Annotated in this window: 11 protein-coding genes; 2 read left to right on the top strand and 9 right to left on the bottom strand. The window is 39.1% G+C overall.

The annotated features are described in order from the left end of the window. Positions 1–237: 237 nt before the first annotated feature. Together DNJ75_RS13165 and DNJ75_RS13170 are read left to right on the top strand one after the other, a co-directional pair. Entirely contained in the window at positions 238–1,284 is a 1,047-nt protein-coding gene (locus DNJ75_RS13165) for a YcaO-like family protein (protein WP_117003918.1), read from the top strand. Further along, a complete protein-coding gene (locus DNJ75_RS13170) occupies positions 1,277–2,386 on the top strand; it encodes a TfuA-like protein (protein WP_117003919.1) in 1,110 nt (369 codons plus the stop codon). The genes DNJ75_RS13165 and DNJ75_RS13170 overlap by 8 nt, the downstream gene beginning before the upstream one ends. Before the next feature lie 16 nt (positions 2,387–2,402). Here DNJ75_RS13170 and DNJ75_RS13175 read toward each other — a convergent pair whose 3' ends face one another. The 9 genes from DNJ75_RS13175 to DNJ75_RS13215 form a co-directional block, all read right to left on the bottom strand. Continuing rightward, positions 2,403–3,710: a Glu/Leu/Phe/Val dehydrogenase dimerization domain-containing protein gene (locus DNJ75_RS13175; protein ID WP_117003920.1), complete on the bottom strand. Its 1,308-nt coding sequence runs from the start codon at positions 3,708–3,710 to the stop codon at positions 2,403–2,405. Between the two features lie 70 nt (positions 3,711–3,780). Next, a complete protein-coding gene (locus tag DNJ75_RS13180) occupies positions 3,781–4,116 on the bottom strand; it encodes a 4a-hydroxytetrahydrobiopterin dehydratase (RefSeq protein WP_117003921.1) in 336 nt (111 codons plus the stop codon). Positions 4,117–4,201: 85 nt separating this feature from the next. Next, positions 4,202–5,026: a phenylalanine 4-monooxygenase gene (phhA, locus tag DNJ75_RS13185; protein ID WP_117003922.1), complete on the bottom strand. Its 825-nt coding sequence runs from the start codon at positions 5,024–5,026 to the stop codon at positions 4,202–4,204. Next, positions 4,998–6,347 (bottom strand): fumarylacetoacetase, encoded by a 1,350-nt coding sequence (fahA, locus tag DNJ75_RS13190; protein WP_117003923.1) that lies wholly within the window; start codon positions 6,345–6,347, stop codon positions 4,998–5,000. The genes phhA and fahA overlap by 29 nt, the downstream gene beginning before the upstream one ends. Further along, positions 6,347–7,639 (bottom strand): homogentisate 1,2-dioxygenase, encoded by a 1,293-nt coding sequence (hmgA, locus tag DNJ75_RS13195; RefSeq protein ID WP_117003924.1) that lies wholly within the window; start codon positions 7,637–7,639, stop codon positions 6,347–6,349. Before hmgA ends, fahA begins: the two co-directional genes overlap by 1 nt. After that, positions 7,632–8,276 (bottom strand): maleylacetoacetate isomerase, encoded by a 645-nt coding sequence (gene maiA, locus DNJ75_RS13200; protein ID WP_117003925.1) that lies wholly within the window; start codon positions 8,274–8,276, stop codon positions 7,632–7,634. Before maiA ends, hmgA begins: the two co-directional genes overlap by 8 nt. A gap of 198 nt (positions 8,277–8,474) precedes the next feature. Further along, a complete protein-coding gene (gene hppD, locus DNJ75_RS13205; RefSeq protein WP_224742366.1) occupies positions 8,475–9,557 on the bottom strand; it encodes a 4-hydroxyphenylpyruvate dioxygenase in 1,083 nt (360 codons plus the stop codon). A gap of 311 nt (positions 9,558–9,868) precedes the next feature. Further along, positions 9,869–10,573 carry a tyrosine-type recombinase/integrase gene (locus tag DNJ75_RS13210; RefSeq protein WP_117003926.1) on the bottom strand — a complete coding sequence of 235 codons (705 nt, stop codon included), beginning with the start codon at positions 10,571–10,573 and terminating at the stop codon, positions 9,869–9,871. After that, complete coding sequence (locus DNJ75_RS13215; protein ID WP_117003927.1) at positions 10,570–12,780, bottom strand: Tn3 family transposase; 2,211 nt, start codon at positions 12,778–12,780, stop codon at positions 10,570–10,572. Before DNJ75_RS13215 ends, DNJ75_RS13210 begins: the two co-directional genes overlap by 4 nt. Positions 12,781–12,910: the final 130 nt, after the last annotated feature.

Consider the following 12,910-nt stretch of genomic DNA (forward strand, 5'->3'; position numbering starts at 1 on the left):
ATGGTATAGATAGGTGTTTTTTAAACTGATGCTTCATTGCGCTCCGGCAAGGCTACGAAAAATAAATTTATCTTCGCGCTAAAAACCTTTGTTTGCAAGCTTTTTCATACTCAGCGGGAATTGCTGAAACCCTTATGAAACAACTAACTTAAAGCTTTTGCCAGTTTAGATATAAAGGTTGCTTATGACTCATGTATAATCACTGTACCTTAAACATAGTGAAAAGACTCGTATAATATGTCGACTTTAGATAGCGCACTACGCATTAAAACACCTAGTGAGACTCTTAAAATTATTAACGCTTATTTACCGCAAGCAAAGATTACACGTCTGGCTAATTTAACGGATCTTGATGATAGCAAGATCCCTGTATACACCTCTATTCGCCCATTAGGCAAATCATTATCAACCAGTCAAGGCAAGTCATTTTCACATGATGCTGCGAAAGTTAGCGCTTATATGGAAGCGCTAGAGCTATACTTTGCTGAAGAAGTTAAGGCTGAGTTACATGACAAGCCATTTGAGAAAAACAGTCATCTCATCTCACCCAATCAACTCTCTAGCAATATTATTTACCAAGATGATAAAACACATAACTGGTGCCAAAGTAAAAGCTTTCTAAGCAATCAAAGCTATTATGTTCCCTTTCAATTTATATCCATTGACTCGGGACACCCCGATGTTGTGATCCAAGCCACTGACACCACAGGCATTGCATCAGGGAACAGTTATGATGAGGCTCTAGTACATAGCTTATTAGAATGCATTGAACGCAAAAGCACTGCTTTAAAGAGTCAGCAATTTAAACTTGATATTGAGCATATTTTTTATGACAAAATTGCCTTACTTCATCATATTGAATTAAGGTATTATCCGAACCCTTATGGCATTCCCGTCATTGGTTGCTTAATCCAAAGCAAAGATAAAACAGCCAATCAAATGGTTTTCTCAGGCTATGGCGCACATCTTAACAAAGAGATAGCTCTTAATCGTGCACTGACTGAAGCCATCCAATCCAAAGTTACCACCATTGCCGGGTCTCGTGATGATTTATTTAAACATGCTTACGAAAAATCAAACCTTAAGCTTAATCCCGACGCTTATGAAATCAGATTTAGTGAAATTTCTGAGCATAACATCAACAGCATAACTAAGGCACTAGCGCTACTTAAGGACGCTCTTCATAAAGCCCAACAAGACGCGCTTATTCATGTTTATCACAGTCAGAAACTCACCTTTTTAAAATCCATTTTGGTCAAACAGGAGGTGCTTGATAATGCTTGATCTAACCAAACTTCAGATCGATATTTTTGCTGAGACAAGCATTACGCATGCTGAGATTAAAACGCACCTGCCGCATGCCCGTCTGCACACTTCGGCAAAAACAGGCGATATATTGCGCGTCATTCCGGAGAGTAACATTATCATTCTTATTGATGGCAATTTTGATTTCACTAACTCGGTTTGGCATAAAGAAATCCTTTGTGCACTTGAGAAAGGGATTACCGTTATTGGTGCCTCATCAATGGGTGCTTTGCGTGCTGCTGAGCTTGATGTGTTTGGCATGATTGGCTTTGGTTTTGCCTATGAATGTTATAAAAACAATATCACCGATGATGATAGTGAAGTCGCAATAAACTACTATCGTTTGGGTGATGAGATGATACAAACGATTCCCAGCATTAATATTCGCGCAACCTGCGATGCTCTTATAGATAACAAGCTATGCACACAACAAGCTGCTCGTGAACTTTTTAATAGCGCACATAATATCTTTTATAAGCGTCGCACGTGGCAGGCTTTACAAAGCACCTTAACCACTGATGCTTTTAACCTGCTTAAAACACATTATGTTAATGCAAAATATAACGATGCCTATCAGTGTATTACGCAATTAGCTGACATTATCAATAAGGCAAAAACACAAGAGATTAAATCGTTTACAACGCCATCAACCATTCCACTTAACAAACTAAAGCAAGATACTTTTTGCAGTGGTGAATTTGCCGCTCTTTTATTTGTTTTGCAAAAAATGCAAAAAATTCAGGAAATGCAGGATAAAGATCATCTTAAAGATTCAGATTTAAAGGTTTCTCATGAAGCGCAAGAACTCAGCAAACTTACGCACTGGTCAATCAATATCTGTGAGTTTGCGCTATGTCAATTAAAGCATACAGGCATCGCATTAACCGATCTTGGCTTTATGCGTTCACTCAATATTATTCGCCTAAACCTTGACCTGAATGATGGTGAGGTCTTTAAACAGTGGTGTATGGATAAAAAACTCGATATGAGTCTTGTTGAAACTACCTTTAGAAATCTGTTACTCATCAAGCGTCTTGCCAATGCCTATGCTTGTGAGCATCAGCTTAATTATGGATTTTAGGAAGTGGATTAGACAACTAAAGGATTGCAATCCCTGGTGTGTGGTTGTCTTGGCTTTTCTTAGCCGACTGCTTTAGAAAATTGGCTGTTTTATCTGGTAAATCAATATTCGTTAACGCAAGATCATATAAACTTGCTGTGAGTAAGCGTCCACCAGTCATCGTAAATGCTTTATCTATCGCATTATGCATAATGGCTTTTATATCTTCAAAAATATAATCAACTGATATTTTATCTTCAGGTGTTGACATCATCGTATAAAAGGTTCGCGCCATGCCCATGTTGGCAAGGAAATCAGGCACTACCGCAAGCTTGCCATCCAAATATTGCGAGCAAAGCCCATAACAGTATTCACTTTCAACAAATGGATGGTTTGCACCACATGCAATAAGCTCAAGCCCTGATTTTTGCATTTGATCAATGAAATTTTTATCAATAATGTTAGATCCAGCTGCTGGGATTAATACATCAATATTCGCTGATATGAGTTGTTGGTTAAACTGTTGATGCGTCATATTGTCCGTTAATACATTAAGCACTCTGCGGCTTTTAACAACTTGATTAATTTCCTGCTCGCTTAATCCTTTATCACGGATGACGCCAGCATCTCGATCGGTCATTGCAATAATTACAGCACCTGCTTGATGCAAATAAAAAGCAGCGGCTGCACCTACATTGCCCGCACCTTGAATATAAATACGTTTATTTTGAATACTTTCATTGCGCGCATGATAATAAGCAATAGCCGTTTGTGCCACACCAAAACCTGTGACCATTTCAGCAAGTTTAATATCTGCCTGCCCCACTTTAACACTGGCATTTAGCAAATGCATATTGTGATAAGCTGCTTGCGTTCTAAAGTGATCCCCTTGACAGAAGGCATGAATAATCCCTTGCTGCGAGTTATCGATCCCCAAACCGCGCAACAAATGATTGATCTTATGAATATCAGTATTTAAATCACTACCTGTGCCATAATACTCCGTCAATAGTGGGCGAATGGCTTCATACCAACGCTCAAGAATCGCATATTTTTCAGGATGATCTGGGTCGATACGAATACCTGTTTTAGCCCCGCCAATTGCCGGTCCTGATAGCGCAAATTTAATCTCCATAATTTTAGCTAATGTCGTCACCTCTTCTAACGTAATATGCTCATGCACACGTGTGCCGCCACCTGCAGCATTGCCACGCAACGAGTTAATCACCAAAAACCCGCGCGCTGTAGATCGCTTGTCTTTCCACTGAAAGGTAATCTCAGGTTCCTGCTGTGAGAAATGCTGTAAACGATCAACCACACTATTTTGAAAATCCGTTAAATTCATTTTTATTCCTTATATTTCCTTTATCCCTTTCCAATCGTAGGGGCGTATTGTATACGCCCTTATATATTCATTAATTTAACAACGCATCAACTTTAGCGGCACAAATAAAATCATTTTCCGTCAAGCCATCAACGGCATGTGTTGTAAAATGCACCACACAACGATTGAAACTGACCTCTAGATCTGGGTGATGCCCTTCACTATTGGCAACCCATGCCACGGCATTGACAAATGCCATGGTTTTATAAAAGCCTTTAAATTCAAATATACGTGTTATTTTCTTGCCACATACACTTAACTGCCACAATGGCAATTTTTGTAAGTAGCTTTGTGCTTCAAATTTTGTAAATGGTGTAAAGTCACCATACTCACAAACTTGGCATTTCTTATCTAGTAAATTTTCCATAACATTTCCTTAACCTTTCAAAAATCGTAGGGGCGTATTGCATACGCCCTCACATCAACTACCTAGCGCCTTTTACTCACTGGAGTTATTCAATCAACTCAAGTCCTTCATTTTCCAAAGGCTTTTCCTTTTTGGGAAACAGCGCTCTAAACTCAGGCAAGCTCTGCGATTTTTTAATTAAATCAATAAAATCGTCCTTTAGTACGTTATAAATACTCTCATAAGAATGGACGATATAATAAACCGGTTGATAAATATCAATGCGATATGGCGTTCTTAATATATTTAAAGCATCAAATCGCTCATAACGCACCTTAGGGTCTTCCAACGCATAAACCGTCTCACCCATTGATGATAAAATCCCACCGCCATAACAACGCAATCCCTGTGGGGTATTAATCAAACCAAACTCAACAGTAAACCAATAAAAGCGCGCCAAAAGTTTTTGAACATCTGGTGTTTGCCCAACGCCTAGCTCTCCATAACGCTGCATAAAATCAGCATAAACCGGATGAGCCAACATTGGACAATGACCAAATAGCTCATGAAATATATCAGGCTCTTGTAAATATTTAAGCTCCTCTGGCGTGCGAATAAATGTCGCACACGGAAATTTACGCTCAGATAATAATTTAAAAAAGCGATCAAAACCAATCAATGCCGGTACCGGCTCCACCGTCCAACCTGTAACTTTCTGCAGTTTTTCATTAACCTCAGGAATCTGTGGAATACGATTAACTGGAAAATTAAGAAATTCCAAGCCTTTTAAATACTCATCACAAGCTCGCCCTTGAATAATCTTAAGTTGCGCTTCCATCAGTGTTTGCCACGTGTTGTTCTCTATCTCATCATAGACAACAAACCCACGATAATCTGGCTTTTTAGAAACATACTTGCTGTTTGTTTTCATGCTCATTCTCCCTTTGAGCGTTGTTGTTTGTAAGTGTAGCTGAAAATGGCACAATTTCGCCAGTCAGCTCGCCAAAACCGACTTTATACCCTTGTCCTTGGCAAAATCCTGCGATACGTGCAACGTCACCATCTTGTAAAAACACGCGCTTATCGCCATTTTTCAAGACAACTGGGTGCTTACCACCTTCGGTAATTTCTAAGAAACAGCCCAAGCTATCTTTTGTTTTGCCACTTATGGTTCCTGACGCCAAGATATCTCCCGTCATCATCGGGCAACCATTGACACTGTGATGTGCTAGCTGCTGCATCATATCCCAATACATGTATTTATAATTGGTGGTTGATATTACTTCATAATTTGGCTCTTTAGCGGGTTTAATCGATAATTGCAGCTCAACATCCACTGCCCAATGTTCTTTACGTTTAAGATAACTTAAGACTTCAGTCTCCTGTTTTGGTGACGGCACACGAAATGGCTCTAGCGCATCCAAGGTCACAACCCAAGCTGAAATAGAGGTGGCAAAATTCTTCGATAAGAAAGGTCCCAATGGTTGATATTCCCATTTTTGAATATCACGCGCACTCCAATCATTGACCAATACCATACCGATTACATGCTCAGGCGCTTGGTCAATTGTAACCGGTTGACCATGTTGCGAAGGCATGCCAATAATCGCACCCATTTCCACCTCAACATCTAAGGCTTTAGATGGACTAAAGATCGGTGCCTCATCAGGATTTGGTTTAATTTGACCATTTGGGCGCACGACTTCTGTGCCACTAACAACAACGCTTCCTGCTCGCCCATCATAGGCAACCGGTAAGTGTAACCAGTTGGGTAATAACGGATTATCTTTATCACGAAACATCTTACCGACATTCTCAGCATGCTCACGTGAGGAATAAAAATCCGTAAAGCCTTTAACCTCAATCGGTAAGTAAAGTGTGCAATCACTTTGCTTAATTAGCACTTTATCTCTTAATGACTTGTTATCACGTAAGGTTGCTGTCTCACTATTGAGTAAATCGCTGATGATCTGTCTTAATTCACGCACCTTTTTGCGCCCATGTTGAAACAAATCATTTAAAGCGCTCATTTGTGCTAAGTCCACATTAAACTCATGTAATAAGCCCTCGTTATGAGCTGCCTTTACATCCAAAATATATTGCCCAATCGCAACACCAATACGTTTTTTACTTTTATCTTCGCCAGTTTTGCTAAAAATACCAAAAGGCAAATTTTGAATGGGGAAATGACAGTCTTTATCGACTGCAATAAATGATTTTAAGTTAGGGTTATTTGCTTTGATTGTTAACATTATTCAATGACCTCTTTTGTAAAATTTGCTTTTAATGATGACCAGCAATTCAGATAATTTTGCTGACGCAGCTCACTCATTAACGCAAATTCGGTTAATTGCCATGGCAGGCGTGATTCAAACATAAATGCCATGGTATTTTGATAGCGCACGGGATTAAGTTTAGCCTGTGATGCGTGAGCAAATGTATCATAATCAGGACCATGTGCCGACATCGGATTGTGTACGCTCATGCCTCCTGGCTCAAACCCTTCACCTTTAGCATCATAGATACCGGTTAATAGTCCCATGCATTCGCTCATGATATTGCGATGATAGTAAGGTGGTCTAAAGGTATCCTCGCCAACCACCCAGCGCGGTGGGAAAATCACAAAATCAACATTTGCTGTACCCAGATTTAAGGATGGCGCGGTAAGTACTGTAAAGATACTTGGATCGGCATGATCTTTAAGCACGGTATTCACAGGGCAAAATAAATCAAGATCGTATTTATATGGATATAAATTGCCATGCCATGCAACGACATCTAAAGGGGAGTGGTTAATCTGACCTTGCCACAATCGCCCTTGATATTGGCAATATAATAAAGCGCTTTGTGTCTTATCTTCAAATGAGGCAACAGGTGCTAAGAAATGACGCTCTTCTGCTAAGCCATTGGCGCCAATAGGACCTCGCTCTGGTAAATAAAACGTACTTGAATTAGATTCACAAATATAACCACGCGCATGCTCATCAAGTAGTTCAACAGCATAACGAACGCCGCGTGGAATAACGACCACCTCATGCGGTCTTGCTTCAATCACGCCATATTCTGTTTTGAAGCGCAAATGCCCTTGTTGCAACACATACAGCCAATCACCATCCGCACTATAAAAATAACGATTCTCCATCGATTGATTGATCGCATATAGATGCACTGCTGCTGCCTCATTATACATCATCGTCACAAGCCCTTGTATCAGATCTCTCTTCTCATGTGGCGTGGCTAAAGCACTCCAACGCATCTGCTCAGGCGGAGTCAACACATCATCTTGATGGTAGTGATTACGCAATAAACTCTCTTTAATCAATGTGAATTTTGGGCTATGTAACACCGATGGGCGAATACGATATTGCCATGCTTTAAAATTTTGCGCGCGTGGCGCGGTAAACGCACTGTTATTGACTTGCTCAGCGTATAAGCCAAAGGGCGCTACTTGTGGTGAATTGCGATCTTGAGGCAATGCGCCTTTGAGTGCTTCACTTGCAAAATAACTATGAAATCCTAGCTGATAATCCACCATTTTATTCATGTTCCTTTAGCATGACTTGCTCGGGTGAGGCATTGAAAAATGCCGGATGTTTCATGGCATGCTCATAGATTCTCTGAATCGTTGGAAAGCTGCTGATATCCACATTAAAGCGCTTAGCATTAAACACTTGTGGAATAAGGCAGATATCTGCCAAGCTAATCTCATCACCAAAACAATACATGCCCGCCGTTTGCTGTAGAGTTTGCTCCAAGGCTGAAAAGCCTAATTGCACCCAATGTGCGTACCATTTATTAATATGCGCCTCATTTGCGGCAAATTCAGATTTCAAAAAATTAAGCGTGCCTGAATTGTTCAGAGGGTGGATATCACAAGCTATCGTCAAAGCAAAGGCTTTAACCTTAGCCTTTAATACGGGATCAATTGGGTAGATTGAATGCTTAGGATACTTATCTTCTAAATAATCAATAATCGCCAAAGATTGCGTGATAATGACATTACCATCTTGTAGCGCGGGCACGCGTGACTGCGGATTAATCGCTTTATAGGCGCTTGAGAATTGCTCGCCACCATGATTAATTAAGTGAATCTCTTTTGATTCATAACTTATTTTTTTAAGTTGCAAGGCAATGCGCACGCGAAAGCTTGCGGATGAACGAAAATAATCATATAAAATCATCTTAGTTTCCTTAGTTATTACTAGAGTTACGGACTTTTCCTATTTCAACACCCCGCCTCGCAAGCTCGGCACCCCTCTTGCAAAGAGGGGAATATAAAATCAACGCTGCCTAATTCCCCTCTTTGCAAGAGGGGTGTCAGCCGCAGGCTGACGGGGTGTTTATAAAATCATAGTTTTTTCTAAAGTGCATAACTCCAGTTATTTATGCTCTTGCGTACTTAACACACCACGCTCGATTTGATCAAGCTCAATGGAGTCAAACAGGGCTTGGAAGTTGCCCTCACCAAAGCCATCATCACCTTTGCGCTGAATGATTTCAAAAAACACCGGACCAATCACAGTATTGGTGAAAATCTGCAATAAATAACCACCATCTTTAGTTGGCGCGCCATCGATTAAAATACGATTTTTGTGCATGCGCTCAACGGACTCGGGATGATACGGCAGGCGTTCATGCGTCTTGGTGTAATAGCTATCAGGTGTATGCATAAACTCAACACCTGAATCTTTGAGCTTTTCGACCGTTGCAAAGATATCCTGACTTTCCAAAGCAATGTGCTGAATCCCTTCACCATTAAATTCACGCAAAAACTCTTCGATTTGCGAATGATCATCGGCAGATTCATTGATTGGGATTTTGATTTTCAAGCACGGACTCGTCATCGCCCGACTCAATAGCCCCGTGAGTTTACCCTCGATATCAAAATAACGAATTTGGCGAAAGTTAAATAGATCAATATAGTAATCTGCCCACTTATCCATATTGCCGCGAAAGACATTATGTGTCAGATGATCGATATACAACAAGCCACACTCATTGGCTTGCATCTGAGCTTTCGCATCAGGAATCATCTCAAACAACCCACTGTCAATAATTGAGGAATAATCTGTCAAATAAAGCTTTGTGTCAGCAATGCCGTGGATGACTTCGATATTTTGTCCATGCCAGTCATCCGTATTTTGCGCTTTCAATTTGGCACCTTTTTTAATGCAGTGAGCTAAGGCATGCTCAACATTTTTAACCACAAAGCCCATACCACATGCACCCGATTGATGCGTTTCTTTAAATGCTTTAGCAAAACCTTGTGATTCGTTATTCAACAAAAAGAAAATATCATTTTGTTGCCATAGTTCAATGGTTTTAGTCTTATGCTGCCCAACCAAGGTAAAACCCAAAAGGCTAAATAAATCACGCATTTTTTGCGGCGTTGTGCTGACAAATTCCAAGAAACTAAATCCACGTGTTCCCGCTGGATTTGTCGTGATATCCATTTTACTCATTCCAATCTCCTTGTTGCTGTAACACCCATCATCAAATAATTGAAGGTGGGCATAGACATAATGAAAAATCGATACAAAACGGAATGCTCCAGATAGTAACTCACTGAATTATGGTAAGCATATACAGGAAGTACCCCGTTTAAGTGGCGTTAACATAGCATAGCTTGGCTGGGTTTGCATCCAGATCACAACGGAAAAGGTGAAAAAATATTGAAATTATTTTAAAGAGGAAATTATTCTACAATCTGAAGAATTACTTTATATAGGCCTAATGCTCCGGAACTTGCGCTGTGGGTCAGTCTGGGTTAATTTCATACAGGAAAGTCCCCAATAACATCATCATACTTCCCTTGTGCATCTGCTAACGATAGCTTTGAGTATATTTCTAAAGATTCACGTTTTGAGTGACCTGAATACGGTTGAATAAAGGCATCATCAATATTCTGTTTTTTTAACCACGTGAATAAAAAATGCCTAAGTTTATGTGGCGAGATTGAATGTGCTAATTTAGCTTCTTCTGTATAACGCATAAACATTCTTCTAATCCCTCGGTCAGAATAATGTCGATGAAATCCTGATTCAAAGAGATAGATACGATTTTCTTTTTTATATTGTTCCATATGAATTACGAGGACTTCTTTGAACTTTTGCGGGAAAGGCACCATTCGATCTTTTTTGCCCTTGCCTTGATTTATTCTGATACGACATTGATTTAGATCGACGTCGGCTAATTTGATTTTTACAAGCTCGCTGACTCGTACGCCTGTATATAAAAAGACTTTAGTGATAAGAATATGTTTTGGACCCTTCGTCTCCCATATCACTTGATATATTTTTTTAATCTCATCTTCTGTGGGAACATAAGGCAGACGCTTAGTTTTAGTCGTGACTTCAATGTTTAAATCCTGGCGTACAAATTTAAAGACATCGCGCAAATAATCATAGTTGGGTTGCTGTGGCTTTAATAGTTTAGCAATTTTAACTGCCATTTTTTTAGCTGATATTTTTTCACTCATGCTGCTACCTCATATTGTATGTATGGCAATCGTTTTTCTAAATCCAAGGGGAACAGTCCGTAAGGGTTAACATGCTCGTATATCAATGGTGTTAAGGCGCGCTTATCTTCTTCGGTTAATTTGCCTATTAAATTATGTTCAACTAGAATTTGCTGAATCATTATCGTATTAATATAGACCATTGATAATTGTGTCAGGTGTAGTGATTTAACAGATAGGTTCTGAACCTTTTCATTATTTGAGGTAATTTCACCTGTTTTTCCATAAAAAATATATTTGCTGACACCATTCCAAAGCTCAACAACATTCAAGCCCTCTTGAATCTCCTGACGCATTGACTCATCCATGAGATATTCACATAAGAATATTGTTTTAATAACTCCACCTAACTCTGATAATGCTTTATATGTTGGGTGCTTTAAATTGTTTTTAGAAAACCTTCTAAGCACTGACTCCGGGTCAGCATAACCTAGTTTCATAGCAGCAGCATATTTTACCATTTGGCTGTATTGCTCTTTGATCAACTCCCAATTGATAGAGTCACTAAAAATAGCATTAATGTTTGGATATTTTTGATAATCAACGAGTGCACACTGTGCCAACTTTTGTTTATCAATATTAGCAAATCTTGGCATAAGACTAAAGCTTAGCAAATGAGAAAAAGCAAATCCAACTTCACTTTGCCCATGGGTATCTACATAGCTTTTTTGGACTGACATTTCAGTGCAGTGACGTAACACACCCTCTATCATAGAAGAAACTTCTGAGCTGGAAACACTTTTGAGTTGCGAGTGGATACAGCAGGCATTTTTTTCAACATGCCAGTATATCATCACGCCACGTCCACCATATCGATTATGATACTCAGCAATTAGATTTTGTATATAGGCTGAGAATTGCGTGGAGTCACATGCGACTGCCAGTGGTGTATTTCCCCATATTTCTGGAAAACGTATTTTAAAAATAGCATCAGCTACTTTGCTAATGGCATTTTTCAAATTATCGGCTGTTAAAAAATAATCTTTGATATGTCTCAGTTGATGATAGGTTACTGCTTCATTGCCTGCACATATATGTTTAAGACCGACATTTGTGCCAAAGCCATAGATGGCTAACAATAGACGCTCTGATATTTCTTTTGGTTTAAGATAGATTTTCTCGCCATATGAAACAAAATCAGCTGTTAAATTTAAACCTAACTCCGTTTCTTTTAACATATCAATTAAATTCGTTGTCTGCCATTTTTCCTGTAGATGCTTCTTAATAGTTTTAACATTTTGTGATTCTACCTGCGCTGTAAGAGGTGTCAGTACAATACGTCCCTTTTTCTTATCAGTTTTGATTGATATGCGAACTTTATCATTATGCGTGATATTATTGTTAAATCTCTCCAGTGCATCAGTTAAGTTGTTTTGCAATGTCTTAATAAAATCATCAGCAGTGGTTGGCAAAGATAAATCATTTAAATACATATTTTGATTGGCTTCAAAATCACTCGGTAAATCATGATCAGGATTACGATGTTTAAAAGCATCTTTAATCCATATTTCTCGACAACGAATCGCATCAGCCAGCTTTTTAAGTAAATAGACTTCATGACCGATTCGCTTGACCTTGCCATTTTTTTCGTCAATAACACGTTTTTTCCATTTCTCAGGCAAAAAGCTCATTGGTATTACCTCTTGATCAGGGAAGTAGGTTTTCTTGCTGTCAAAATATTCCATAATCAATTTGATACCATTTAAAATAGGTTGATGATCTTGGTTGTTGCAGCAAAAGGTTATATTTTGCAAAAAAGGTTGAATCATACGTCTATAGTAGTTGGCGTATGAACCTCTAATCTGTTCATGCAAAATGGTTTGATAACGTGGTCCTTTCTTTTCATATTCTTCGATGATCTTTTTGAATTTATCTTCAGTGACAATTGGAAAAATACTATCTTGAATCGTTCCTTTGGGCTCAGCCAAGCATACCTCAGCAATATTGAATAAAATCTCGTCCTTTCCATAAACTTTTTTGACACCTTCAATCAGCTTTTTGACAACACGTCTTTCTGATTTATGGATGACATTTTTGATCAAGCAATTAAACATATCAATAGCGGTATCAAGCAACGTTTGCTTTCTCGCGTAGACATAAATAGACAAATAAGCACACCGATTGCGATCTGTCATAGTGCGTAGATCACTTGCTTTGGAATGCTGCAAAGATCTTTTAAAAACTCATGAGCATATTGATAGTGTTTTAAAAGTAATGCAAAATAAAGGCGTGAATTTCGATTACGCGATTCAATGAGGGAGATTTCTGTTGCGGTATAAGACCACTGGATTGTCGATG

It is taken from the genome of Cysteiniphilum litorale (assembly GCF_003428165.1).
In the GTDB taxonomy this organism is placed as follows: domain Bacteria; phylum Pseudomonadota; class Gammaproteobacteria; order Francisellales; family Francisellaceae; genus Caedibacter; species Caedibacter litoralis.